Raw genomic sequence first — 24,792 nt, forward strand, 5'->3', positions numbered from 1 at the left:
TCCTATTCATAGCGTCAAATCAGTGGGAGATGAACTGATGCCTCGCCTCTGGATTGTTCGAGCTGGGAAGCGCGGCGAGCGCGAGCTTGCAGCGATAGAACAGAATGCACTTCTGCCGGGGTTTCTTGAAGTCGGCGACCTTGCCGACCGGCGAGGTCGCGACGCAATCCTCGTCCATCTGCAGGAGGTTCTTCCCGGCTTTGCTCAGAACACGCTCAAGAACTTCGCCGCACAGCTCAATCAATTCGCGCATACGATCCAGATTGGCGATCTCGCTGTGATGCCGCGGAAGGTGACGAACGGCGTCGCTATTGGCAGAGTTACGGGCAAGTACGCCTACGACGCCGATAACCCATATCGCCATTCTCGCTCGGTGGAATGGCTAAAGCCTGCCGTCCCGCGGGATACGTTCAAGCAAGACTTACGTCATTCCTTCGGCGCGTTCATGACAATCTGTGAAATCAAACGCAACGGCGCATTTGAACGGGTGCGTGCTGTACTCGAGAGCGGTGTGGATCCGGGGGCGTTGCTCGGCAGCCAGGGGATGGTCCCAGTGCGGATATCCGAGGACGAACCCGACGCGGCAGACTACGCGACCGATATCGAGGAGATCGCCAATCAGCAAATCATATCTATAATAAAGTCAGAGTTCGCAGGCCATGCGCTGGCCCATCTGGTGGCAGAAATCCTGCGCGTTGAGGGTTACACCACGAGAGTGTCTCCGCCCGGCCCCGACGGTGGTGTCGACATCCTCGCAGCAGGCGGCACATTCGGCCTTGGCCAAGACCGAATGTGCGTTCAGGTGAAGTCGGGGGATGGGGCGGCAAATCATGATGTGGTGCTGCGCCTGATTGGTTCTATGTCGAATGTCCAGGCCAGCACTGGACTGTTGGTTAGCATCGGTGGTGTAAACGTCCCGGCACAGAGGGAGCTCGACCACCATTTCTTCAAGCTCCGCCTTTGGCAGATGCCTGACTTGCTGAAGGCGCTTTTTCGAGCCTATGAGGATCTTTCGGACGAGACGAAAGCCAAGTTACCATTAAAGCAAATCTGGGCGCCGATAGCGGGGGATGAGGCGTAATTAGTCCAATTCGTCGGCGCCGCGATCTTATGATGGGCCTTCGCATGCCCGCCATGCTCAAACTGCCCGTCGTGCCAGTTTGCCGCAACAATTCAGCTTGCGCCGTCGGGCAAATCACCTGCACATTTCCGCCCGTCCCGCGCTCATCGAAGAGGGGCGCTTCGCGAGTCGTCACGAGCGTTGTGTGTGGGATGCGATGGCCGGATCGGAGTTGCAGCGCGCATTCGCGGGCGGACGAACGATTTCGATGCGGACGGCGAAATCGTGTGGTCCTGGCCTCCCGACGCTGAGGCCAAGCTCGCTGGTGTGCTTCACGCGCATCGCGGGTGATGGGGGCAAGAAAGCCCGGTCCCCAGGGAGAGCGCGTATAAGTCGTAAATCCATCGCGCAGGGAGGGCCGGGATGTCCCAGCCGAACCTGTGGTACCTGCCGCCTGCATTTTCTTTCTGCAGGCGGGCCATGGGGGCGGCAGGCTCCCGGCCTTCCCTGCGCCCTCTATCGAAGAGGGCGGTGGAGCCGCAAAGCTCGGACGCAAAGCGCGCCGCGAGGCCGCCGGCTCATGACCTCAGCCTTTCGTGCACCCTGATCCGAGGCCTCTGCGCGATCGCGTGGGAACCTTCGGCGGCGCGGGATTTTGATTCGGTCGCGACCACCCGGCGCGGGTAACAACGTATCAAAGCCTCATCCGATACGTTCCCGGCGCCTCCTAACGTCAAAGGATCATCCGCTCATGGCCACCATTGCAGACCAGATCGTCGAGACGCTCGAGGTTGCCGGCGTCAAGCGCATCTACGGCGTCGTCGGCGACAGCCTCAACGGGCTGACCGAGTCGCTGCGCGTCCGCAAGACGATCGACTGGGTGCATGTCCGCCATGAGGAGGTCGCGGCCTTCGCGGCCTCCGGCGAAGCGCAGATCACCGGCGGGCTCGCGGTCTGCGCCGGCTCGTGCGGTCCGGGCAATCTGCATCTCATCAACGGTCTCTACGACGCGCAGCGCAGCCGCACGCCGGTGCTGGCGATCGCGGCACACATCCCGTCGAGCGAGATCGGCGGCGGCTACTTCCAGGAGACCCATCCACAGAACCTGTTCCGCGAATGCAGCGTCTATTGCGAGCTGATCTCCGATCCCTCGCAGATGCCGTTCGTGCTCGACAATGCGATCCGCGCCGCGCTCGGCGAGCGCGGCGTCGCCGTGATCGTCATCCCCGGCGACGTCGCGCTGAAGCCGGCGCCGAAGCGCACGCTGCCGCCGGCGATCGGCTTGGTGCCGCCGAAGCCCGTGATGCGGCCGGCCGAGCCCGAGCTCGACGCGCTGGCCGCGCTGCTCAACGGTGCGGAGCGCGTGACGCTGTTCTGCGGCCGCGGCTGTGCGGGCGCCCAGGCCGAGCTGATGCAGCTCGCGGCGACCTTGCAGAGCCCGATCGTGCATGCGCTCGGCGGCAAGGAGCATGTCGAATACGACAACCCGTTCGACGTCGGGCTGACCGGCTTCATCGGCTTCTCCTCCGGCTATCACGCGATGCACAGCTGCGACACGCTGGTGATGCTCGGCACTGATTTTCCGTACAAGCAGTTCATTCCCTCCGACGTCAAAATCGCGCAGGTCGACATCCGGCCGGGCCAGCTCGGCCGCCGTGCGCGGCTCGATGTCGGCGTGGTCGGCGACGTCGGCGAGACTCTCCGCGCGCTGCTGCCGAAGCTCGATGCGAAGTCCGATCGCAGCCATCTCGACGACAGTCTGAAGCGCTATGCCGCGGCGCGCAAAGGGCTTGATGATCTCGCGGTGGGCACGCCGGGCCGCCTCCCGATCCATCCGCAATATCTGACGCGGCTCATCAGCGAGCAGGCCTCCGGCGATGCGGTCTTCACCTTCGACGTCGGCACGCCGACGATCTGGGCCGCGCGCTACATCGCCATGAACGGCCGCCGCCGGCTGGTCGGCTCGCTGGTGCACGGCTCGATGGCCAATGCGATGTCGCAGGCGATCGGCATCCAGGCTGCGCAGGCCGGGCGGCAGGTGATCTCGCTGTCGGGCGATGGCGGCTTCGCGATGCTGATGGGCGATCTCATCACGCTCAAGCAGATGAAGCTGCCGGTAAAGGTCGTGATCTACAACAACGGCACGCTCGGCTTCGTCGCGCTGGAGATGAAGGCGTCGGGCTTCGTCGAGCACGGCACCGACCTGGAGAATCCGGATTTCGGCGCCATGGCGCGTGCGATGGGCATTCACGGCCGCCGTGTCGAGGATCCCGGCGAGCTGCCCGGCGCGGTCGCCGACTGGCTCGCGCATGATGGTCCCGCGGTGCTCGACGTCGTCACGGCCAAGCAGGAGCTGTCGATGCCGCCGACCATCGGTCTCGAACAGGTCAAGGGCTTCAGCGTCTGGCTGGTCCGCGCCGTCATGAGCGGTCGCGGCGACGAGGTGATCGATCTGGCGAAGGAGAATTTGCTGCCGCGATGAGGTGCGCGCGGGTGGCAATGCTGCTCGTATCCCATCCTTCGAGACACCCGCCTTCGGCGGGTTCCTCAAGATGAGGGCGGATTCGTGGTGAGTTCTTCGACTTGTGCCGTCGCCCCTCGTGGTGAGGAGCGCCGCGCCCGAGTCGAGGCGGCTGTTCGCGGTGTCAAACGCGGCGCGTCTCGAACCATGAGGCCAAGACGATGCGGCGAGGAAGCGGGGGAAACGAAATGGTGCTGCCGGACAGGATTGAACTGTCGACCTCTCCCTTACCAAGGGAGTGCTCTACCACTGAGCTACGGCAGCAACGGGACTCGCGGTTACAGGCCCGAAGGCCGCGACCAAGCGCGGGCGGTTCTTGCCACAAGGTCCCCGCCTGCGCAAGCGCGGCTCGCCCGGTTTTCGGGGAAAGACGTCGGCCCGCCCGGCAGGAATGGCAGAAAAAGTCTCCGAATCGGGTCGGAATCGGCCGACTGGACGGGCAATTGTCGCACAATGCCGCCGTCAGCGCTGGAACGACCGCGACGATCGCTCCAACTCCCCATCCGGGCAGGCGACGTCCGGGGAGGCGGAACCTACCGTCTGCGTCGCCTTGCCCCTTGGCATTCGCGTCCGCGGCATCAATTGTGCTCATGGTAAGGGGTGACCGGGGGCGGAGATGACGGATCAGACCGGCAAGGGAGCGGGCAGGCCAGGGCCAAAGAAGGGATCGCGCGACGAGCGGCTGAAGCAGGCGCTGCGTGAGAACCTGAAACGGCGCAAGGCGCAGAGCCGCGAGCGCAGTCAGGCGACGGTGGCCGAGGATGGCGACGTGGACGCGGCCGCCCGCGGCGGCCCTGACGATGTGACGCGTTGAACAGATTGGAAGCGGGGACGGTGATGACGGCAGATGATGGGATCGGCACGGATGCGACGGCACAACGGGCGGAGCTCGCGAAGACGCTGCCGCGCTTCGACCAGACTTTTCCGGAGCTGACGCCGCCGGAGATTGCGCGCCTGCGCGGCTTCGGCGAGATCCAGACCTATCGCGACGGCGAGCGGCTGTTCGAGACCGGCAAGCCCGGTCCCGGCATGTTCGTGATTCTCAAAGGCCATGTCGCGATCACCCAGCGCGACGGCCTCGGCCACGTCACGCCGGTCATCGATCAGGGGCCGGGCCAGTTCCTGGCCGAGATCGCGCAGCTCTCGGGCCGCGTCGCGCTGGTCGATGGCCACGCCGAGGGCGATGTCGAGGTCATCCTGATTCGTCCCGAAAAGCTGCGGGCGCTCTTGATTGCCGAGGCCGAGCTTGGCGAGCGCATCATGCGGGCGCTGATCCTGCGCCGGGTCAATCTGATCCAGGGCGGCGCCGGTGGCCCTGTCATGATCGGCCCGCCGCAATCGGCAGCGATCGCGCGGCTGCAGAGTTTTCTCACCCGCAACGGCTTCCCGCACCACCTGCTCGATCCCGCCGTGGATCACGACGCGGCCGAGCTGATTGCGCGCTACTCGCCGACGCCGGCCGAACTGCCGCTGGTCGTCGTGTCCGACGGCAGCGTGCTGCGCAATCCCAGCGAGACCGAGCTGGCGCGTGCCGTCGGCATGATCGGCGGGCCGCGCGGCGAGAAGATCTACGACGTCGCCGTCGTCGGCTGCGGACCGGCCGGTCTTGCGACGGCAGTGTATGGCGCGTCCGAGGGACTGTCCGTCGCCGTGCTGGATTCGCGCGCCTTCGGCGGCCAGGCCGGCGCCAGCGCCCGCATCGAGAACTACTTTGGCTTTCCGACCGGCATCACCGGGCTGGCGCTGACTGCGCGTGCCTTCAACCAGGCGCAGAAATTCGGTGCCGAGATCATGATCCCGGTGTCGGTCAATGCACTCGACTGCGAGCGCAAGAACGGTGCCTTCGTGCTGGCGCTGGAGGGCGGCGACGAGGTGCGGGCGCGCGCGATCGTGGTCGCGAGCGGCGCGCGCTATCGGCGTCCCGGTCTCGACCGGCTCAAGGAGTTCGAGGGCCGCGGCGTCTGGTACTGGGCCTCGCCGATCGAGGCGCGGCTGTGCGCCGGGCAGGAGGTCGCCCTCGTCGGCGGCGGCAATTCCGCCGGCCAGGCCGCGGTGTTCTTGTCCGGCCACGTCAAGAAGGTGCGGATGATCATCCGCGGCGGCGGGCTCGCCGCCTCGATGTCGCGCTATCTGATCGAGCGCATCGAGGCGACGCCGAACATCGAGCTGTTGTTCAACACCGAGGTGGTTGCGCTCGACGGCGGAGCCGATACCGGGCTCGAACGCATCACCTTGAAGAGCCGGCTGTCGGGCGAGCAGGCGCCTGCCGAGATCCGCAATCTGTTTCTGTTCGTCGGCGCCGATCCGGCCACCGGCTGGCTCGGCGATTGCGGCGTCACACTCGACCGTGCCGGCTTCGTCGTCACCGGCGCGCAGTCGGAGCAGAATGCCGGGCGGATGGTGTCGCCGCTGGAGACCTCGGTGCCCGGCGTCTTCGCGGTCGGCGACGTGCGTTCCGGCTCGGTCAAGCGCGTCGGCGGCGCGATCGGCGAGGGCGCCCAGGTGGTCGCCGCGCTGCATGGGTTTCTCGCCGATGCGCTGGTGCCGCCGGTCTGATTCGTCGCGGTGGCCGCAGCGCCGGGGGATGAATTCCCCGGAGGATGCGACCTGCCGTTGCGGTCTCATCAAATCGCCGTAATGTCGGTCCTGTTGCGCCGACCTTAGCCCCATTTCCCGGCCAGCCCAGCAGGACCAGCATGGATCGCATTCGCATCGTCGGCGGCAACCCGCTTCACGGCACCATCCCGATTTCGGGCGCGAAGAACGCCGCGCTGCCGCTGATGATCGCGGGCCTCCTGACGCCGGAGACGCTGATCCTGGACAACGTCCCTCGCCTCGCCGACGTCGCGCAGCTGCAGCGCATTCTCGGCAATCATGGCGTGGACATCATGTCGGTCGGGAAGCGTCCCGGCGACGGCCAGTACCAGGGCCAGACCCTGCAGATCTCCGCGGCCGACATCATCGACACGACCGCCCCCTATGAGCTGGTGTCGCGGATGCGGGCGAGCTTCTGGGTGATCGCGCCGCTGCTCGCGCGCATGCACGAGGCGCGGGTGTCCTTGCCCGGCGGCTGCGCCATCGGCACGCGGCCGGTCGATCTGCTAATCATGGCGCTGGAGAAGCTCGGCGCCAGCATCGACATCGACGCCGGCTATGTCGTCGCCAAGGCGCCGGGTGGCCTGCGCGGCGGCACGATCGATTTCCCCAAGGTCACCGTCGGCGGCACCCATGTCGCGGTCATGGCGGCGGCGCTCGCCAAGGGCACGACCGTGATCACCAATGCCGCCTGCGAGCCGGAGATCTCCGATCTCGCCGACTGTCTCAACAAGATGGGCGCGCGCATCTCCGGCGCCGGCACGCCCCGCATCGAGATCGAGGGCGTGGCGTCGCTGCATGGCGCGCGGCATACCGTGCTGCCCGATCGCATCGAGGCCGGCACCTATGCGATCGCGACCGCCATGACCGGCGGCGATGTCCGCCTCGCCGGCGCGCGGCCGGAGCTGTTGCAATCGGCGCTCGACGTGCTGACCGAGGCGGGCGCTGAAATCAGCAGCGATGCCGAGGGCATCCGCGTCGTCAGAAACGGCCATGGCATCCGCCCGGTGCAGGTGACGACCGCGCCGTTCCCCGGTTTTCCGACCGACCTGCAGGCACAGCTGATGGCGCTGATGGTGCGCGCGCAGGGCGCTTCGGCGATCACCGAGACCATCTTCGAGAACCGTTTCATGCATGTCCAGGAACTGGCGCGGTTCGGCGCGCGTATCAGTCTCGACGGCGAGACCGCGCGGATCGAGGGCACGTCGAACCTGCGCGGCGCGCCGGTGATGGCGACCGATCTGCGCGCCTCGGTGTCGCTGGTCATTGCCGGGCTTGCTGCGGAAGGCGAAACCATGATCAATCGCGTCTACCATCTCGATCGCGGCTTCGAGCGGCTGGAGGACAAGCTCAAGGCCTGCGGCGCCACGATCGAGCGCATTCGCGAGTGAGAGCCGCGCCGCCAAGGGGATGATGCCGTGACCGACCGGCTCAAACTGATCGCGCTCGACGCCGACGATCTCGCCGTGATCTCCGCCCATGTGCAGGACGCGCGGGTGCAGGCGGCCGACATCATCTGGCGCCAGGCCGAGAAGCGGCTGGTGATCGGCATGAACCGGCTCGACTGGGACCAGGCGCTGCATGGCGAGGCCGAGCCGCGCCGTCTGCTGGCCGCGCTGCGCTTCGACCGGGTGCTGGCCTGCAAGTCGCGCCGCATCGATCTTGCCGCGCCCGAGGCCGCGTTGGAGCTGATCGGCATCGAATTCCATGCTGGCGCTGAGCCGCCGGCCGGCAGCGCGCTGCTGCTGTTTTCCCATGGCGGCGCATTGCGGCTGGATGTCGAATGCCTGGAATGCGAGCTGACTGATCTCGGCCAGGATGACCTCGGCGTCGGCGACCTCGACGACGTCCCGCCGCTGACGGGGTGAGGGCCGGTTCAAAGGGTTGACGGCCCCGCGCTGCCGCGCCATTGAGCAGGAGGTCGGGGGCAGCCACCCCTTCGGAAAGTGCCAGAGATGCCCATTCGCCTGTCCCGCGCCAGCACCGATTTCGACACCCAGTTTCGGCAGTTTCTCGCCGCCAAGCGCGAGACCTCCGCCGACGTCGAAGCCGCCGCCCGCGCCATCGTCGACGATGTCGCCAAACGCGGTGATGCGGCGCTGCTCGAGGCGACGCGCAAGTTCGACCGGCTGGAGCTGACTGCGTCGTCGCTGCGCGTCACGCCCGCCGAGATCGAGGCCGCCGTGAAGGTCTGCGACGCCGCAACGGTCGATGCGCTGAAATTCGCCCGCGACCGCATCGAGGCGTTTCATCTCAGGCAGCTGCCGCAGGACCAGCGCTTCACCGACGAAGCCGGCGTCGAGCTCGGTTGGCGCTGGAGCGCGATCGAGTCGGCCGGCCTCTATGTGCCCGGCGGCACCGCGGCCTATCCGTCGTCGGTGCTGATGAATGCCATCCCCGCCAAGGTCGCGGGCGTCGGGCGTCTGGTGATGGTGGTGCCGTCGCCGGACGGCAGGCTCAACCCGCTGGTGCTGGCCGCCGCCCATCTCGGCGGCGTCTCCGAGATCTACCGCGTCGGCGGCGCCCAGGCCGTAGCGGCGCTGGCGCATGGCACCGCGACGATCGCGCCGGTCGCCAAGATCGTCGGGCCCGGAAATGCCTATGTCGCCGCCGCCAAGCGGCTGGTGTTCGGCAAGGTCGGCATCGACATGATCGCCGGCCCCTCCGAGGTGCTGGTCATCGCCGACGACAGCGGCAATGCCGACTGGATCGCGGCCGACCTCCTGGCCCAGGCCGAGCATGACGCCAGCGCCCAGTCGATCCTGATCACCGACAGCCGCCGCCTGGCGGACGACGTCGCCCGCGCCGTCGAGGGCCAGCTCAAGACCTTGCCGCGCGCCGGGATCGCCGGCGCCTCCTGGGCCGATTTCGGCGCCATCATCGAAGTCGACCGCCTCGACCAGGCCGTGCCGCTGGCGGACGCCATCGCGGCCGAGCATCTGGAGATCATGACTGCCGATCCCGACGCGTTCGCGGCCCGGGTGCGCAATGCGGGCGCCATCTTCCTGGGCGCGCACACGCCGGAGGCGATCGGCGACTATGTCGGCGGCTCCAATCACGTGCTGCCGACCGCGCGCTCGGCGCGGTTCTCCTCGGGGCTCGGCGTGCTCGACTTCATGAAGCGCACGTCGCTGTTGAAATGCGGTCCGGACCAGTTGCGCGCGCTGGGTCCAGCGGCGATGACTCTGGGGCGGGCCGAGGGCCTCGAGGCCCATTCGCGCTCCGTGGGAATACGCCTCAACCTGCCATGACCCAGCACCCGCCAGGCGACGACCGGACCAATCGCATCGTGGCGGTGACGCTCGACGAGGAGTCGATCGGCCGCTCCGGTCCGGACATCGAGCATGAGCGGGCGATCGCGATCTACGACCTCGTCGAGGAGAATCTGTTCGCGCCCGAAGGCGCCGACGGCGCCGGTCCCTTCACTTTGCATCTCGGCATCACCGCCAACCGGCTGATGTTCGACATCCGCCGCGAGGACGGCACCCCGGTCGTGACGCATCTGCTGTCGCTGTCGCCGTTCCGGCGGATCGTGAAGGACTATTTCATGATCTGCGACAGCTACTACCAGGCGATCCGCACCGCCACGCCGGACAAGATCGAGGCCATCGACATGGGCCGCCGCGGCATCCATGACGAGGGCTCGCGCACCCTGCAGGAGCGGCTCAAGGGCAAGGTGCGGGTCGATTTCGAGACCTCGCGCCGGCTGTTCACCTTGATCACGGTGCTGCACTGGAAGGGCGAGGGCCAGTGATGCCGCCGGCTGCCAACAGCACGTCCAAGCTTTCGACCGAGGGCGCGTAGGCGCATGGCCGAGGGGCCGCCGCGCGCGCGCCAGCCGCAGGCGGTGCTGTTCGCCTGTGGCCAGAACAGCGTCCGCTCGCCGATGGCCGAGAGCCTGCTGCGGCAGATGTTTCCGAAAGGCCTGTATGTCCGCTCCGCCGGCGTCAAGAAGGGTGAGCTCGATCCGTTCGCCGTGTCCGTGATGGCCGAGCTCGGCCAGGACATCTCGCAGCACAAGCCGACCACCTTCGAGGAGCTCGAGGACTGGGAGGGGCTGAACTTCGACCTCATCATCACCCTCTCTCCGGAAGCGCATCACAAGGCCCTCGAGCTGACCCGCACCGTCGCCGCCGACGTCGAATACTGGCCGACGCCCGATCCGACCGGCACCGACGGCAATCGCGAGCAGAAGCTTGCAGCGTATCGCGAGGTCTGCGACGGCCTGTTCACGCGGATCCGCAAGCGCTTCGCCAAGCCGGGCCCTGCGGGCTTGTGAGTTCCGGAGGCCGGTTCCCGAGCCGGTGTCATCGAACCGAAATACCAACGTCGTCCGCCGCTCAAACTGAGCCCGTAGAGCAGGCCTGTCGCAGCCTTGTCGCAGCGTTGTAGCGCCTTGGCGGGTTGTGGAATGACAGCCCTTCCGATAGGTTCCGCGCGCCCGCCCCACAGCTTTCGAATCCCCTAGCGAAATCAGCATGCTCGGCCGTCCCAAAATCGTTCTCGCATCCGGTTCGCCGAGGCGTCTGGCGCTGCTCAATCAGGCCGGCATCGAGCCCGATGCGCTGCGCCCCGCCGATGTCGACGAGACGCCGAAGCGCGGCGAGCTGCCGCGCGCCTGCGCCAATCGTCTGGCCCGCGCCAAGGCCGACGCGGCGCTGAAATCGGTCCAGCTCGACGACGAGCTGCGCGGCGCCTTCATCATCTCCGCCGACACCGTGGTCGCGGTCGGCCGCCGCATCCTCCCGAAGGCCAACCTGGTCGACGAGGCCTCGCAGTGCCTGCGCCTGCTCTCCGGCCGCAACCACCGCGTCTACACCGCGATCACCCTGGTGACGCCGAAGGAGGCGTTCCGCCAACGCCTGGTCGAGACCCGCGTCCGCTTCAAGCGGCTCAGCGAGGACGACATCCAGGCCTATATCGGCTCCGGCGAATGGCGGGGGAAGGCCGGCGGCTACGCGGTGCAGGGCATCGCCGGCTCGTTCGTGGTCAAGATGGTTGGCTCCTACACCAATGTCGTCGGCCTGCCGCTGTACGAGACCACGACCCTGCTCGCCGGCGAGGGCTTTCCGATCCGCTTCGGCTGGCTCAACACGGTCGGTGTCTGAGGCATCTCTTGTTTGAGCATGATCTTTTCGGAAAACCGGTGCCCACTTTTCCGGATCATGCTCGCGGGGGTGCATCGATCCGTCCGGCCTCCTAAATAGCGACCGATGACAGACGAATCGCCCAAGCCCGCCACCGCCCCATCCGCCAGGCCCGCCGGCCGCTGCCCGATCTGCCGCCGGCCCTCGACCGAGGCGGTGCGCCCGTTCTGCTCGCCACGCTGCCGCGACGTCGACCTGCATCGCTGGCTCAGCGGCTCCTATGTCATCCCGGCCGTCGAAGGCGACGAGGACGACGTCGAATAAGGCCGTGGTTTCATGGCCTTGCACCGGCGGCGCCGGCCGTCCCGGGGCCTTCCGTGCAACGGCGAAAGGAATGTGAAAACTTCCCCTCTCGGCGGTAGACAGCACCGTCCGGTCCCACTATAACCCGCCGGCTCGCCGGGCTTTTTTGCCCCTCACGAGACCTGCCCAGGTAGCTCAGTTGGTAGAGCATGCGACTGAAAATCGCAGTGTCGGTGGTTCGATCCCGCCCCTGGGCACCATCCCCCTTTCCGGCCTCGTCCTTTTTCGTCCCCGCTGGTTCGCGACACGACGAAAACCGTCATAAAATCAGGCTTTTCGTGCTATAATACCGCTTGAAACGGTTCGCGACCGTTCGGGAGCATCCGGCGTTTTCGGGTACACTGTGGGTACACTGGGAAGGCCGGGTACACTGGCGTGTCGCTCGATCGCGGAGGGCCTTCCCATGGATGAGCTGAGCGACACGAAGATCCGCAATGCCGCGCCCGCGGCCAAGGAATACGCGCTTGCTGACGGCCAGGGTCTCAGCCTCGTTGTCCGGCCCAACGGAACCAAGCTCTGGCTCTACCGCTACCGCTTCGCAGGTAAGCGCAAGAACCTGTCGTTCGGGACCTTTCCCGGCGTCGGCCTAAAGGCTGCGCGCGACAAGCGCCATGACGCCGAAAAGCTGCTCGACCAGGGGCAGGATCCTGTCGTCGTGCGCGAGGCCAAGCGGCGGGAAGACGAAAAGCTCAGGCACACGTTCCGAGCCGTCGGCGAAGAGTGGGTAACCACGAAGCTCGAGAAGGAGAACAAGGCCGAGGCTACGATCAAGCGCGAGCGATGGAATCTCGATCAGCTCTATCGCGAGATCGGGGACCGGCCGCTCTGTGAGATTGCCCCGCCGGAGTTGCTGACGGCATTGCGCCGCGTCGAGGCGCGGGGTCGGTTCTACACCGTTGGGCGGTTGCGATCGACAGCCTCACGGGTCTTTCAGTTTGGCGTCGGTGCCGCCTATTGCGACAGCGATCCTACCCGCGACTTGAAGCATGCCTTGACGAGGGCGCCCAAAGGCAGCCCGCGCCCAGCGCTGACCGACCCAGACGATGTCGGCGATCTGATGCGACGGATTGAGGTCTACGACGCCAAGAACGGCGGATTGGTGCGTTACGCGCTCAAGCTGATCGCCTTGACCATGGTTCGGCCTGGAGAGCTAAGGCTGGCGGAATGGAGCGAGTTCAACGAGGCGAACTGCATATGGCTCATCCCGGCTGCGAAAATGAAGATGCGGGATGATCATGAGGTGCCGCTCTCCCGACAGGCGCTCGCCGTGCTCGCCGAGCTGCGGCCCTTGACCGGCCGCGGCCGCTATCTGTTCTCGCATGACGATAATGTGCCGATGTCGGACAACACGATCAACAAGGCGTTGCGGATCATGGGCTATGACACCGGCCCCGGTGGCGACCACTGCGCGCATGGCTTTCGCTCGAGCGCCTCGACCCTGCTCAATGAAGAAGGTGTGTTCGACGGTGACGTGGTGGAAGCCCAGCTTGCCCACGAAACGGAGGAGAAGAAAAGACGGCGCCGGGACGAGGTGGTGCGGCGTCAGCTTGCTAAGGGAGATAAGAACAAGATCCGCGGCATCTATAATCGGGCGGCCTATTGGAACGAACGAGTCCGGCTTATGCAGCATTGGGCCGATCGTCTCGATCGTCTCCGCGAGCGACAGGGCGAGCCGCTGCGCAAATCTGCTTAGATTGCAGCGCGGGATTCGACCCGCGGCAGAGAGGCGTGATAGTCATCGATGCTATCGAGATCGATGAGCGTCTTTCCTCCCATTTTGTAGGCCCTGATTCGCTGCCGCGCGATCAGCTCGTATGCTTTCGTTTTGCCGAATTTTCCGTAGCGGCAACCGTCCTTGAACTCGACGAGACGGCGCTGCTTGACGTTATTGCTATCAGTTTTGCCCATTGAGGTGTCTTGATCGAATGGGTTCGGCACTTGAACAGGAAAATTGGTGTTGACCACGTTGCAAATACTCCACTGATCAAAAGGCTTTGCGCGATATCAATGTGAGTTGTCCGACACGCGCGGCTCAGGCAGGGGCGAGCAAATTCGTGAGTTCTTGGAGTTCACAGCGCCTTCAGCCTTGCCGAATATAGTCAATTTGCCGCAGTTCGAAGTTGGAAGGGCGCCAATGCTTCGGTGTGTGTTTCGGATATAGTGGCGTAGAAATAGGCCGGTGGGCCTTTTGCAACCATCTCGACTACAAGCAAGCTGGCGAGTTGACTTGCAGGGCGCGTCCGGACACGATGGTGTTTCATTATTGCGTTGCTAGGGCGCGCGTGAAAAGCAGAAGCGGTCAGCCTAATGAGCGGTACGGCGTCGCTCGCCGGAGGCCCTCGCGATAGGGGCTGCCGCTTCGCGACATCGCTATCGCTGCCCCCAACGCGGGGGCCTTGTTAACCGGTCTCGTGACTGCACTCGGTCCCGGGTCCCGCAGCTGGTGCAGCGGCCGCTATGCTGACCCTCCTACGGGTGCCTTCTCTGCCTTCACCTCCGCTCCGGCTGATACTTAGAGCGATGCGTCCGATCCTCGATCCTGACCTGCTGCAGATCCTCAGGAGCTTGGCTGTGGACGCTTGGCCCGAAGAACACCGCACAAGAGCTCATCACTTTGTCGGATTCCGACAAAGTGAAGGGTCGAGGAAGGGGTTGCCCTCGCGGACATAGGGCCGCTTGGCTCCTGCATGATCCGCAGCTATCGCTCGCCGTCGGGGTCCCATCGGCAGCAAGGGGTACGGTCGCGACCGGCCGTCAAGTTTCCGCCGCTGGCAGAATTGCGCTGGGACGCACGGTTGAAGTCCGGCTCTGGCCCATTTCGAAGTTTCCGATCCGGGCTGAGGACGTCCGCTTGCGGAGCGGAACTGGAGGAGGATCGGCCATGGTTGTTGCGATGCAGAGCGCTTGGACATAAAACTATCGCGGCAAGCTCGTATGCAGCGCCAACGGCGGCACGCTCTTCCCCAGCATCCGGTACCTGCCGCATGACCAAAGCGCGCGCCGTCCCCATGCCCAGCAACAGCGTGCTTGCGCCGCTCTACGCGGGCGCGGACCTTTTGGACGCCTTTGCAATCCAACTGCCGCCGGCGGCCAGCGATGATCTCGAGGTGCTGGCACGCGCCGCGCTCGAGCGACAGGCATGGTGGATTCGCGCGCTCACTCGTATCCGTGATGTGGTGATGGCAACAGTCGGCATCAAATCGTCGCACGCTGTTGGTCTTGCCGCAGCGGCGCGTGGGCCGGTCATCGGCTTCTTCCCGGTACTGTCAAAGAGCGCGACGGAGTTGGTCGTGGGCGCGGATGACCGGCATCTCGACTTCCGCGTCACCATCCAACTTCTCGCCGGCGCGGCGAATGGGCGCGAGCTGGTCGCGGGTACCGTGGTACATTGCCACAACCCGCTGGGGCGCATCTATCTTACAGCGATAGCACCGTTTCATCGTGTGATTGTGCGGGCCAGTCTAGAACAGGCGGCAAGAGCAACGAAGATTTAAGCGCCCTTTGCTGGTCGCGACTGGCCTTACCTGGCGACGAACGAGTCCGCTTCTGACCCGCAGCGGACAGTCCGCCCGCCTAGACCGACCGCACGACCCCCTGACGTAATTTGCACGTCAAGATCAAGAGTGCGGCAAAACGGCGCAATCCTGGGTAGACATTTTGACGCAGGTACGGTAATCCGTTAAGAAATCGACATTCTGATACCGACTTAATGCATTGAGGAATGCTTAGTGATTGACCGGCGGGATGAGTTGGAAGCTCTGCTGAAGCATGAGCGCCTCCAAAAGGTCCAAAATTATACTGCTCGAGGAAGACGGTTCCAGCTTTTGCCCGACACCGATTTGGTGAACTTCTGGGTGCTGACGATGAACCTTTGGGCGAATGGTTCAGGTGAATTCAAGTCGCAAGACCTGGATGATTGCCAATCTGAGATGATGCTGAGACGGATCGACCCACCTTTCGATCGCGTGAGCCATGTATGGGAACGTGTCGCTCAGAGAGCTGAGTTCCATCTCAACCTAATTGATAATGATCCGAAAGCTCGGGCTGTTGCGGAAGCATTGTTGGAAGAACAGCTGAAGAGTCTCCGCCAGCAAGTTGGCCGCCCAAAGCATTAGCGAGCGGAACGCCTGTTGCCGCGCTTCTTCGTACTGCGGGAAAACACTCTTACGGCGACGTCGCTTGTTGGCCCATGGCTGCCGACCCTCTATGTCCGCGCTGACGGTCGCAACCAGAGGTAACCCGGACATAGTGATCCAGCTCTATTCGATCGTGAATACCAGCAGCCCTCCACGTCCGTAATGGGCCACAAGCTGACCTCGCCTAGTCAGCTCAAGAGCTGGCTTTTGGTCAGAAGGAGGCACTTGAGGTGTCAGACCGGCCGGAAAATGCTAGATGCTTGTGAGCAATAATTTGAGGCGAATCCGGATCAACGGCGATGACATCGAACCGTGAGGACCTAATTTCAAAGTTAGGGGTCGGAGATATGTTTCATGCATCGTTTCCAAACGAAGCAAAGCGAATATGTATCGTGACATCGTTGAGCCATAGGACGTTGAGCGCAAGAGCGATCACGACCCAGGAGAATTTTGATTTCGATCGAATTTCGGGGCAAGCCAAGTCACTAGAGGGGGCAATTTGCACAATAGACTCGGTTTATTGCCTTTCTGCGGAGACGCAAGGTGTTTTACTAGAGATTGATCGACGCTATGGCGGGGAGCAAGGCTCCGACGGCATTCCGCTTAGCAGTATCGAGCGACGAGCGCTAATCGATGCGGGCGCAGCGTTTTCGTCGAATCCGTTACCTTCATAAACAACTCCACCGGCCTTCCCGCCCGGAAGAAAGCGGCAACTTGTAAAGGCACCATTGCGATGTTGGCTTGGAGTCTTGGCTGTGTGAAAACGCCAAGACGCTTGGGTGCAATAGAACAAGTGGTCCGTCCAGGGCCGATCTACGGCTCATGCACGCAAGCGATTTCAACTTAGACGGCCAACTGAAGAACGCGATTCTACCCGTCGTTCGTCTCCTCGCGTTCTTACACAGCCAGGGTCAAAAGCAGCCATTCGGTCCCGTCGTGGGTTACTTCCGGTTGATCCCCGGGAGCGGACATCGCCCACGCGACCGGAAGGTCCGAGATGGTCTTTTCACACGGCCTTGGTCAAAAAGCAGCCGTTTGGGCCTCGAACGACCGCTTCCGGTTGAGGTCCGCAAGCGGACATCTCGGCGCCCATCGGAATGTCCGGAACGGGCCAATAGGAGACATCGCGCGCCTGCGCCGATATAAGCGCGCTCCTCGGAACCACATGTCAGATCCGGTCAGCACGATCTTCGAGAAGGCCTCGGTCAAGCAGGGAACTGAAATGACAGAAGCGATTTTGAGCATAGATGCGTTCATAGAAGGCAACAATCAACGGGCGCCTCTGCAGATCATAGTATTTGCTCCCGAGCGGACAGATCAGTCAGAATACGCCTGCCTGGTTCGTGCACCGTCACTCCTTGGGCCAGACAAATTGATTTACGGGATCGATCAAGAACAGGCCAAGTCTCTGGCTATCGGGTTCGTGAAGCGCTTACTGAAGGACAAGCGGCTTGTTGATGGCAGCGGAAAAGCCCTGAAATTCTGACAGCCCAAGGCTATTTCGAAACCAAAAGTAAACGCAAGGCTTAGGGCCGCTGTGGGTCAAAATGCGAAAATCCGACCTGAGCAATTCTGGCCCGTTGACCACCCCAGAGCGGACCTCGACGCGACCGCTCGCCACTTCGCTGATGGGGAAGAAGCAGCCGTCGATGCACCCCACCCGGAAGGTCGGCTATGGGCGAATTGCGGACGTGGCGGGGTCGCCCAACCGTGCCGTGAATGGGCCTGGAGCCTGCCGACTTGCGGCGCTGCATCAAGTCGGCAACTATCGCAGGTACACCGGCCGTGACGCTAGCTCGTTCGGGAAAGCAGCTCGTGACCCAGAGCGGACCTCCACCAAGCGCCAGCCGCCCGCTCTTTGGGCGTCAAGGCGTGGGCTTGGTCGCGGATCGCTTTCGGCACAGTAGGTCTACTCGATGGCCCATATTTGCGGCGACAGCAGCTCGGCCGGCGGCTTGATCTCGTCGATCGTGATGGGATGCCGCGTAATGTGGATCGCGGTCCACTCCGAGGTAAGGGAGTTGTCGCAGAAATGCCTCTCCTTTAGCGCGATGCCATCTTTCGTAAGGCATGAAGAGGTACGGCCACCAGCCATTGCGGGCATCAAGTCAAACCAGCGACAGTTCTCGCCGAGCACTGTATCGGTCCGGTCCGGGATCAGTGGTCGAGGAAGCGCTGCCCAAAAATGTGCGTCAATTCTTTCCTGCTCGGCGGGGGTGCGCACCCTTATGTCTATCCACAGACTCTGTCGCGCGCCGGAGTCATCAGTCTCATAGGTGGACCTTACTTGCCCGAAATCGTGTATGACATGGATCGTTCGCAGCTTGCCGGTGGTTTCCTCGGTGAACTCCCACGGGCCATGTCGGCGCACGGTGCGAATGACCTCTCTCCCGGGCGGCGACATGGTCTGCTCCATGACGAGTTCGTAGTCCGACTTTTCCGGCGCGATTAGCGGCAGCGTATCGCGGTCGTCGGGCCAATTCAGTGCAAAGACAGATCTCGGTGGACGTGCGTCTTCCGTCGACACCGGCCGTCGCTCGATCTGCGTCGCCTCGGCTGATGAAGTAACTTCGCGCGTGCTCGACTTCAGCGACTTCTGCCAAAGCTCGATGCCGTCGTCGCTGACGCAGCTCAAATGTACGGGTATGTCCCCCGTGGTCCGCGATACCTCCCAGACCGTGCAGCTTTCGCCGAGATGGATCTGTCGTTCGCCGGTGTTACGCGGCGCATATTCGGTGTCGGACGAGCGATACGGCCCACGCAAGAACGATCGGCCGTAAGCGTCGACCAATATCGTTCCAACGTTGGTCAAGTAATATGCCACTGCCCCATACGACCAGTTCGCCGATAAATCCGCGGTCACGGCAGCCCGGGTCCAGTCGCCGTGATGGAGTATGATCTTGCTGCCCTTGCGGTACGATTCATGGGTCGCCATCGTCATAGCGTAGTCGGGGGGATCACGCCGGGTGGCGTGAACGGCCCTTGAGCGGCAGCTGTGGTGGCGAGGAGGCAGAAGATTGCTGGCAACAGTAACCGCAAGGCGTGCTCCCTCATGCATTGTAGCTACTCTACTTGTAGCGCGAATCGGCTTCGTAGCCGCAATGAAATCTTGGTTTGTCAGCGTTTCATTACAGTACAGTTCACTGAACTGCTGGTGTTCGTGTTAATGCTTTCCCGGCCGGAGCGTTGAGTCCCGCTGCCCCCAAGCATAAATCGGCTCGGCCGAAGCGGCTGACTCTACTTTCCGTTGACGGTTGCGGCTTCAGGCCAGTCTTCGCAGCAAGTAGAGCTTTGCGCCTTTCCTCGACGTATCGGGTGGCCGCTTTTGGCCCATGGCTGCCGACTTGCGGCACTGCGGCAAGTCGGCAGTTATCTGGGATACACCGACCGTGGCGCCGACCCGTTTCGGAAGGACAACCCATGGCCCGGCAGAGAGAGCCGTCAGGGCCGTGCCATGTCGGTTATTCGAGGTTGTGCAGAAGAACTTTGCTCGGCATGAGATTTTCAGTCTTTGACCCATTGCTGACCTTGAGAAGTCTTGGCATCGTGTCGCGATTACTACCGATCAGGGTGCGAATATGCGTACATTGAAGATCACGGGACTCGGCGCGCTTTACTTGATTGCTGGTTGTCTTTTATTCGACCGGGCAGAGGCCTGCGCGGTGGCGGGCGCACAGACTGGCGTGCTCTTTGACCATATTCCTGAGGAAGTCGATGCGCCCGTCAGCGTAGAGGTGACGATCGTCGGCATTGAGGCCGATATCAGTTCTCAGAAATACGGCCGGTTGGCTGTGATGGATGCTCGGGTCGAAAGGGTTGTCAAGGGAACACTCGATCTTCACGCGTTGAAGGTTGTTACGTCCATCAGCACCTGTACCCGAATTGGCGTCGGACACGGTTTCGTTGCCGGTGCGATTGATCACGATGCCCGGATCGGCCTTGAGCTGATTGCAATACAGCGACCCTCTCAAACCCTACTGCAAAGGCGATGAACTCGACCCGGCTTATCAAAATGTGCTTCGGTGAGGTAGAGCGGGCCGCAGGTTGCAATGCGCAATGTCAGCAATTGGCCCGATGGCGAAGTCCGGGTTGGCTCAGATATGGTCAGTGATCGGGGCACACCGGAAGTGACAGGGCGCCTTTCAAACCGGCGCTTCTGACCCGCAACGGGCATCAATGGCCTTGACCCGGTGCGGCATACCTTTGGTTTGATAGTGTTCTCTCAGGGGCGCGTCGTTTGCGTCCAGCAACGACCTCGGGCGGTCGATCCGGCGCGAGGCTGAAATGGTGACGGTCCTATTGGAACTCCCCCCTTCGTGATAGGCAAGGCATCAGGCAACAAAGGAGAGGACCGAGCCGTATGATCAGCCTAATAAATGTCTTCACGGTAGATCCAGCCAACCAGAACCGGCTCCTCGATTTGCTTGCGCGCGCGACCGATGAATTCGTTAGCCGGGCACCTGGCTTTGTTTCCTCGACCCTTCATCGGAGCCTCGACGGCACGAAGGTGACCATGTATGCGCAGTGGCGCAGCGTGGAAGACTATGAGTCCATGCGCCAGGATCCTGGACCGCTACCCTTTCTCGAAGAGGCGCTCACGATCGCGAAATTTGAGCCGGGCATGTACGAGGTCGTGCGCACATTCTCGCCCATTGATAGGTAGGCCTCGCCCCCGCGCGCGAATCGAACTTCCGCTGTTGGCCCATCTCGGACCTTCCGGTCAGCGCGGGTGGTGTCCGATCCCGAGGTCAAATGGCGGGGTAAGCATTAGCGGGGACGAAAGGCCGCTTTTGACACGAAGCCGAAGAGCGACGCGTCCGCTTCTAGCTCAACATTCCTGCTCACCAGCAGAAAAGTGGTGAAACGGATCGTCTTTTTTTGAGCCAAGATGGACAGGTTGTCAGTGAATGTCCAATCAGCGGAAAATTGCCAGCCTGACGCACTGCAGATCCTGAGGACATTGGCTGTAGACGCTCGGCCTAAAGAGTGAACACCTCACGTTACGCGATGATGCCGCCCGGTGACACATCCAACCTCGAGTTTGATGCCGCAATGCTAATCCAGATCTTGGGGTGCCCTTGATCGAACGAATCCGCTAGTCGTCGTCAGATGCGCCGGCTTTCCTCCCGGCGGCCTCAATAACACGCGAGCCGATATCTTTGCCCTCTGCCCTTCGTACGTCCCGCAGCTCGGTGCAGCGGAAAGCGACTTCACCAAAGCAATCTGCCGCACCAAAGAAGCTGGCTCCGCGCAAGAAGATGTTGGGCGCGCCTAAGAAGGCAGCGGTCGCGAGGTTTGCCGTGTCCTCCGCATCGCCTCTAGGACTCTTGGCGCTGCATCTCGTGGTGCAGTGGCAAGAATCCGGTCGAGGCGGTCTCGTGTTTCTCGCCGAGAATGAGCGTAGGGCCGAGCGCTTGGCCTCCATCATTCAGGCTCTCAAGCCGACTTGCGATGTGCTCGTCTATCCTCGACTGAACACCCTGCCATTCGATGTGCTCGAGCCGTCACGTGACATTGCTGGCAGGCGGAGTTCCGCGTTGAGGCGCCTTGCGGTTGCGAAGAAGTCGATTCTGCTCATCACCACGGCAGAAGCGATGATGGAACGGTTGCCCCTCACGGCTCATTGGCCGCGTGTTGGCATGTTGCTTAGGATCGGCGACGCCTATTCCGAACAGCATCTTGAGGCTCGCTTTGAGAGCCTTGGTTACGACCTGGACGACAGCCCAGACTATCCGGGCGGGGCGCTGTTTCACGGCAACACCTTCGAGATCTTTCCGGCCGGTGCGCTTGCTCCGTATAGGGTCGAGCACGCCGGAGCCAGGATACGGCGGATCGCAAGCTTCAAACCCCAGGATCAGGAAGTGATCTCCGAGGTGAAGGAGCTTCAGATTGATCCTATGTCCGAGCGGCTTGCGTTAAAGGAACGGGCTCGGAACAGGTCCGATCTTTTTGAGTACTGCGCGCGGGCGAAGTGGATCGCAGATGCCGACGTGCCCAAGCATGCGGACACATGGCTGAGCACGATCGAGGATGCGGCTCCCCGCGCCGAGCGTGATCGTGCGTATGTGAGCCGTCGCGAATGGGACCAGGCGGCGAAGCGGATCGCTCTGCTGTCGCCGACGGCGCCATACCGGTCGACGCCGGAGTTCTTCAAGGAGGCCACGCCGCGAAAGGCGCTGCGCGCCTTCATCGAGGAAGCCCGGCGCGGTGATGCGCGCCTCGTGTTTGCCGCAGCGGTCGAGTCGGATCTGCGGCTCATGGCCGCAATGAGCGGTGTCAAAGCCGAACCTGCCGACGATTGGGCGCAGGCAATCGCGAGAGGAAGGCGGGACGCCGCCTTGCTGGCCGGCTTCGACGCCGGCTTCGTCATTCCCGGACGGAAGCCAATTGTTGTCATCACCGCGTCCGACGTTCTCGGCAGCAGGGCACATCAGCCGCAGCCGGCGAACTGGGCCTGGTCGCCGGGCTTCGATGCCGTCGATCTTCCCGAGCTTGGATCGGTGGTCGTTCATCTGCAGCGTGGATTGGCCCGGCTTGGCGGATTGCGGTCAATGGGCACAGCCGGTGTCTCCGCGCGGGAAATGGTTCGGCTGGTGTTCGCCGGCAATGACGCGGTCCTCGTGCCTCTTGCGGAATTGGCCCTGACCTGGCCGTACGCGGCTGAACTCGGCGACACCTCGCTCGACAAGGCCGATGGCAGCTCATGGCGGCCACGGCGGGCCGCCGCCGAGACCGAGATCCATGTCGTCGCCAAGGAGCTCGCCAAGCAGAGGAGCCAGCGCCGGCGGCGGCCGGCCCCGAAGCTCGTGCCGCGGCCGGCGAGCTACGAGCAATTCGTCGCGCGCTTTCCGTATTTCACCACCCCGGACCAGGCGCAGGCCATCCGTGAGGTTCTGGACGATCTTGCATCTGGGCACCCGATGGACCGCATCGTCTGCGGTGACGTCGGCTTCGGCAAGACCGAGGTGGCGTTGCGCGCCGCCGCGGCCACTGTTCTGGCGGGAAAGCAGGTCGCGATCGTCGTCCCGACGACGGTGCTGGCACGACAGCATGTCGAGACGTTCCGCAAGCGCTTTGCGGCGCTCGGCATCGAGGTCGGAAATCTGTCGCGGGTCGCGTCGACGGCCGAGGCGCGCAAGGTGCGAGACGGCTTGAAGAGCGGGGAGCTCAAGGTCGTCGTTGGGACGCTTTCGCTGGCATCGAAGGAGATCAAGTTTGCCGATCTGGGGCTCGTCATCGTCGACGAAGAGCAGCATTTCGGGGCAGCTGACAAAACCATGCTGTCGGGCCTCAACAAGAACGGTCATCGGCTCTGGATGAGTGCGACGCCGATTCCGCGTACCCTTGCGGCCGGCTTGACGGGCTTGCGGGATCTCAGCGTCATTGCAACGCCTCCGGTTCATCGTGTTCCGGTCGTGACAAAAGTGGCGCCGCTGTCGGACATCGCGATTGCGGCTGCCCTGGTCCGCGAGCACCGACGAAATGGCCAGAGCTTTGTAGTCTGCCCGAGGATTCAGGATCTGGATCCCATGCTCACTCGAATTCACACGCAGGCGCCTGAACTGCGGATCATTTCGCTTCACGGCAAGCTGTCCGCCGAGGAGATCGACGAAAGGCTGATGGCCTTCGTCGAAGGCGAAGCGGACGTCTTGCTCGCGACCAACATCGTGGAAAGCGGTCTCGACATCCCGCGAGCCAACACCATCGTCGTGTGCTGGCCGGAAAGATTTGGCCTCGCGCAATTGCATCAGCTCCGCGGCCGGGTTGGGCGTGGCGGCATTCGTGCATTTGCGCATTTTTTGACGGACGGCAGCTCCGGCCGGTCGGAAAAGCGCCTGTCTGTTCTGGAGGAGCTGAACCGTCCCGGCGCAGGCTTTGCGATCAGCGCCCGCGATCTCGATCTCCGCGGCGGCGGAGACATGCTCTCGGATCGTCAGTCCGGTCATGTTCAGGTGTTCGGCCCGACTCTCTACGGCCATCTTTTGACCCTGGCTCTCGAGGGCGATCGAGACGGGATGTCCGCTCTCTGGATTCCGGAGCTGAACCTGCCGATCTCGGAGCTTCTTCCCTCGGATTACGTGCAGTCCGAGGCAGTCAGGCTTGAGATCTACGCTCGCGCCGCTCGATGCCGGACCGGTGATGAGCTGGAGGAGCTGGAGGACGAAACGCAGCGCCGCTTCGGTACGCTGCCGCCGGCGGCCAGCAACTTTTTCGCAATTGCCAAGCTCAGGACGAGTTCCAGGGAGCGCGGGATCATGCGTCTCGACGTGGGGCCGGAAGCGATTGCGGCAATGCTGCTGCCGGGACGGATCCGGAGGTCGTGCTCACGGTTGTTGCAGCGCGATGGTAATCGCGTCACCTATGCCGAGCGGAGCAGCGCGCCTGCCTTGCAAAGAATCGAACAGTTTTTGGATCTGTTGGACCAATAGCGGGTGGCACTAGGGCAACTTTCTGATGTTCGGCATTGAAGCAAAACGTGCCCGACGCTCGTCTCGTCACCAGACGGAACCATGCCGGGCGAACACCGCCGCAAGCGCTGTTCCGAGCACTGAAAGAAACCCCCACCAGCGAACAGGGCGCTGACCGGCGACGTCGATAGAACGAAGATAAAGATACGCCCCGAGCAGCGGTCCGTAGTTTCGCCGGAAGTCGCCGTTCAGTTTCGAAATATGAACAAGGTCGGACTTCGGACCTGTGCGTTCAGCCATTGCTGTCTCCCTGAGTTGAGTCAGCACCCTATGAACCACTGATTTGCCCGACGGCGCAAGACAAAATTCGGCTTTTTCGAAATCGACCCGGCGCGGGCAGAGGGGTAGGGGCGCCGTTTCAGGCAGGAGGGACGGGCCTTGGTATGGAGGTCGTCAGCTATGTCCGATACGCGAGATTGGAGAAATCGTCCCCGTGCGGGCGCTCTTGCGTGGCAGTGGTCTTAGTTCGAGACCGGGCGGGAGTGGGATGGCTCGGCTCTCATCGCTTGGGCAGAATGAGAATGACGCCAGCGCTTGCGCTATGGCTTGGCTTCTCTGGCGG

The 24,792-nt window shown here is 63.2% G+C and carries 21 protein-coding genes and 2 tRNA genes; 19 read left to right on the forward strand and 4 right to left on the reverse strand.

Features of this window, described 5'->3' with window-relative positions; translation table 11 throughout:
• The first annotated feature begins 37 nt into the window (after positions 1-37).
• Entirely contained in the window at positions 38-1,081 is a 1,044-nt protein-coding gene (locus S58_RS03995) for a restriction endonuclease (RefSeq protein ID WP_015663959.1), read from the forward strand.
• Between the two features lie 730 nt (positions 1,082-1,811).
• The gene (poxB, locus tag S58_RS04000) at positions 1,812-3,542 is read left to right on the forward strand and encodes a ubiquinone-dependent pyruvate dehydrogenase (RefSeq protein WP_015663960.1); all 1,731 of its coding nucleotides are present in this window, start codon (positions 1,812-1,814) and stop codon (positions 3,540-3,542) included.
• Positions 3,543-3,770: 228 nt separating this feature from the next.
• Here poxB and S58_RS04005 read toward each other — a convergent pair.
• Positions 3,771-3,845: transfer RNA gene (locus tag S58_RS04005), tRNA-Thr, on the reverse strand.
• Positions 3,846-4,197: 352 nt separating this feature from the next.
• Between S58_RS04005 and S58_RS04010 the strand changes: the two genes are divergently transcribed.
• The 11 genes from S58_RS04010 (at position 4,198) to S58_RS04060 (ending at position 13,319) form a co-directional block, all read left to right on the forward strand.
• Positions 4,198-4,395 (forward strand): hypothetical protein, encoded by a 198-nt coding sequence (locus tag S58_RS04010; protein ID WP_015663961.1) that lies wholly within the window; start codon positions 4,198-4,200, stop codon positions 4,393-4,395.
• Positions 4,396-4,418: 23 nt separating this feature from the next.
• Positions 4,419-6,137 (forward strand): FAD-dependent oxidoreductase, encoded by a 1,719-nt coding sequence (locus S58_RS04015; protein ID WP_015663962.1) that lies wholly within the window; start codon positions 4,419-4,421, stop codon positions 6,135-6,137.
• Positions 6,138-6,277: 140 nt separating this feature from the next.
• Positions 6,278-7,567, forward strand: a complete 1,290-nt coding sequence (murA, locus tag S58_RS04020) for a UDP-N-acetylglucosamine 1-carboxyvinyltransferase (RefSeq protein ID WP_015663963.1) — start codon at positions 6,278-6,280, stop codon at positions 7,565-7,567.
• A gap of 27 nt (positions 7,568-7,594) precedes the next feature.
• Positions 7,595-8,044, forward strand: a complete 450-nt coding sequence (locus S58_RS04025) for a DUF2948 family protein (RefSeq protein WP_015663964.1) — start codon at positions 7,595-7,597, stop codon at positions 8,042-8,044.
• Between the two features lie 87 nt (positions 8,045-8,131).
• Positions 8,132-9,427: a histidinol dehydrogenase gene (gene hisD / locus S58_RS04030; RefSeq protein ID WP_015663965.1), complete on the forward strand. Its 1,296-nt coding sequence runs from the start codon at positions 8,132-8,134 to the stop codon at positions 9,425-9,427.
• On the forward strand, positions 9,424-9,930 hold the full coding sequence (locus S58_RS04035) for a UPF0262 family protein (protein WP_015663966.1): 507 nt from the start codon (positions 9,424-9,426) through the stop codon (positions 9,928-9,930). Before hisD ends, S58_RS04035 begins: the two co-directional genes overlap by 4 nt.
• Before the next feature lie 54 nt (positions 9,931-9,984).
• Positions 9,985-10,455: an arsenate-mycothiol transferase ArsC gene (locus S58_RS04040; protein ID WP_015663967.1), complete on the forward strand. Its 471-nt coding sequence runs from the start codon at positions 9,985-9,987 to the stop codon at positions 10,453-10,455.
• Between the two features lie 199 nt (positions 10,456-10,654).
• Positions 10,655-11,284: a Maf-like protein gene (locus tag S58_RS04045; protein WP_006613056.1), complete on the forward strand. Its 630-nt coding sequence runs from the start codon at positions 10,655-10,657 to the stop codon at positions 11,282-11,284.
• A gap of 105 nt (positions 11,285-11,389) precedes the next feature.
• Positions 11,390-11,587 (forward strand): DNA gyrase inhibitor YacG, encoded by a 198-nt coding sequence (yacG, locus tag S58_RS04050; protein ID WP_015663968.1) that lies wholly within the window; start codon positions 11,390-11,392, stop codon positions 11,585-11,587.
• 163 nt (positions 11,588-11,750) lie between these two features.
• Positions 11,751-11,826, forward strand: a tRNA-Phe gene (locus S58_RS04055).
• 203 nt (positions 11,827-12,029) lie between these two features.
• A complete protein-coding gene (locus tag S58_RS04060) occupies positions 12,030-13,319 on the forward strand; it encodes a tyrosine-type recombinase/integrase (protein ID WP_015663969.1) in 1,290 nt (429 codons plus the stop codon).
• Here the strand turns inward: S58_RS04060 and S58_RS04065 are convergent.
• Positions 13,316-13,591: a MerR family transcriptional regulator gene (locus S58_RS04065; protein WP_244440698.1), complete on the reverse strand. Its 276-nt coding sequence runs from the start codon at positions 13,589-13,591 to the stop codon at positions 13,316-13,318. The genes S58_RS04060 and S58_RS04065 overlap by 4 nt on opposite strands.
• 1,019 nt (positions 13,592-14,610) lie before the next feature.
• On the opposite strand from S58_RS04065, the gene S58_RS04070 reads away from it, so the two are divergent.
• From S58_RS04070 to S58_RS04080, 3 genes are all read left to right on the forward strand, one after another.
• Positions 14,611-15,120, forward strand: coding sequence for a DUF2867 domain-containing protein (locus tag S58_RS04070; protein WP_015663971.1), 510 nt, complete (start codon positions 14,611-14,613; stop codon positions 15,118-15,120).
• A 255-nt stretch (positions 15,121-15,375) separates the two neighbouring features.
• The gene (locus tag S58_RS36115; RefSeq protein ID WP_244440699.1) at positions 15,376-15,741 is read left to right on the forward strand and encodes a hypothetical protein; all 366 of its coding nucleotides are present in this window, start codon (positions 15,376-15,378) and stop codon (positions 15,739-15,741) included.
• 1,186 nt (positions 15,742-16,927) lie between these two features.
• Positions 16,928-17,248 (forward strand): hypothetical protein, encoded by a 321-nt coding sequence (locus S58_RS04080; protein ID WP_015663973.1) that lies wholly within the window; start codon positions 16,928-16,930, stop codon positions 17,246-17,248.
• A 423-nt stretch (positions 17,249-17,671) separates the two neighbouring features.
• On the opposite strand, the gene S58_RS04085 is transcribed toward S58_RS04080, so the two are convergent.
• Positions 17,672-18,703, reverse strand: a complete 1,032-nt coding sequence (locus S58_RS04085) for a hypothetical protein (RefSeq protein ID WP_042338685.1) — start codon at positions 18,701-18,703, stop codon at positions 17,672-17,674.
• Positions 18,704-19,340: 637 nt separating this feature from the next.
• On the opposite strand from S58_RS04085, the gene S58_RS04090 reads away from it, so the two are divergent.
• From S58_RS04090 to S58_RS04100, 3 genes are all read left to right on the forward strand, one after another.
• Positions 19,341-19,754, forward strand: coding sequence for a hypothetical protein (locus S58_RS04090; protein ID WP_042338686.1), 414 nt, complete (start codon positions 19,341-19,343; stop codon positions 19,752-19,754).
• Between the two features lie 368 nt (positions 19,755-20,122).
• Complete coding sequence (locus tag S58_RS04095; RefSeq protein ID WP_015663976.1) at positions 20,123-20,425, forward strand: antibiotic biosynthesis monooxygenase family protein; 303 nt, start codon at positions 20,123-20,125, stop codon at positions 20,423-20,425.
• A 715-nt stretch (positions 20,426-21,140) separates the two neighbouring features.
• Positions 21,141-24,191 carry a DEAD/DEAH box helicase gene (locus tag S58_RS04100; RefSeq protein ID WP_015663977.1) on the forward strand — a complete coding sequence of 1,017 codons (3,051 nt, stop codon included), beginning with the start codon at positions 21,141-21,143 and terminating at the stop codon, positions 24,189-24,191.
• 66 nt (positions 24,192-24,257) lie between these two features.
• Here S58_RS04100 and S58_RS37210 read toward each other — a convergent pair whose 3' ends face one another.
• Positions 24,258-24,470 carry a hypothetical protein gene (locus tag S58_RS37210; protein ID WP_144058236.1) on the reverse strand — a complete coding sequence of 71 codons (213 nt, stop codon included), beginning with the start codon at positions 24,468-24,470 and terminating at the stop codon, positions 24,258-24,260.
• Positions 24,471-24,792: the final 322 nt, after the last annotated feature.

Origin of the sequence: Bradyrhizobium oligotrophicum S58, from assembly GCF_000344805.1 — a bacterium.
In the GTDB taxonomy this organism is placed as follows: Bacteria; Pseudomonadota; Alphaproteobacteria; order Rhizobiales; family Xanthobacteraceae; genus Bradyrhizobium; species Bradyrhizobium oligotrophicum.

What these genes read in the sequence shown, in the direction of transcription:
- S58_RS37210 (WP_144058236.1), bottom strand. Translation starts at nt 24,470, where the DNA reads ATGGCTGAACGCACAGGTCCGAAGTCCGACCTTGTTCATATTTCGAAA.
- murA (WP_015663963.1), top strand. Translation starts at nt 6,278, where the DNA reads ATGGATCGCATTCGCATCGTCGGCGGCAACCCGCTTCACGGCACCATC.
- S58_RS03995 (WP_015663959.1), top strand. Translation starts at nt 38, where the DNA reads ATGCCTCGCCTCTGGATTGTTCGAGCTGGGAAGCGCGGCGAGCGCGAG.
- S58_RS04045 (WP_006613056.1), top strand. Translation starts at nt 10,655, where the DNA reads ATGCTCGGCCGTCCCAAAATCGTTCTCGCATCCGGTTCGCCGAGGCGT.
- yacG (WP_015663968.1), top strand. Translation starts at nt 11,390, where the DNA reads ATGACAGACGAATCGCCCAAGCCCGCCACCGCCCCATCCGCCAGGCCC.
- S58_RS04085 (WP_042338685.1), bottom strand. Translation starts at nt 18,703, where the DNA reads ATGACGATGGCGACCCATGAATCGTACCGCAAGGGCAGCAAGATCATA.
- hisD (WP_015663965.1), top strand. Translation starts at nt 8,132, where the DNA reads ATGCCCATTCGCCTGTCCCGCGCCAGCACCGATTTCGACACCCAGTTT.
- S58_RS04095 (WP_015663976.1), top strand. Translation starts at nt 20,123, where the DNA reads ATGATCAGCCTAATAAATGTCTTCACGGTAGATCCAGCCAACCAGAAC.
- S58_RS04090 (WP_042338686.1), top strand. Translation starts at nt 19,341, where the DNA reads ATGCGTACATTGAAGATCACGGGACTCGGCGCGCTTTACTTGATTGCT.
- S58_RS04010 (WP_015663961.1), top strand. Translation starts at nt 4,198, where the DNA reads ATGACGGATCAGACCGGCAAGGGAGCGGGCAGGCCAGGGCCAAAGAAG.
- S58_RS04040 (WP_015663967.1), top strand. Translation starts at nt 9,985, where the DNA reads ATGGCCGAGGGGCCGCCGCGCGCGCGCCAGCCGCAGGCGGTGCTGTTC.
- poxB (WP_015663960.1), top strand. Translation starts at nt 1,812, where the DNA reads ATGGCCACCATTGCAGACCAGATCGTCGAGACGCTCGAGGTTGCCGGC.
- S58_RS04060 (WP_015663969.1), top strand. Translation starts at nt 12,030, where the DNA reads ATGGATGAGCTGAGCGACACGAAGATCCGCAATGCCGCGCCCGCGGCC.
- S58_RS04080 (WP_015663973.1), top strand. Translation starts at nt 16,928, where the DNA reads ATGTCAGATCCGGTCAGCACGATCTTCGAGAAGGCCTCGGTCAAGCAG.
- S58_RS04070 (WP_015663971.1), top strand. Translation starts at nt 14,611, where the DNA reads ATGACCAAAGCGCGCGCCGTCCCCATGCCCAGCAACAGCGTGCTTGCG.
- S58_RS04015 (WP_015663962.1), top strand. Translation starts at nt 4,419, where the DNA reads ATGACGGCAGATGATGGGATCGGCACGGATGCGACGGCACAACGGGCG.
- S58_RS04035 (WP_015663966.1), top strand. Translation starts at nt 9,424, where the DNA reads ATGACCCAGCACCCGCCAGGCGACGACCGGACCAATCGCATCGTGGCG.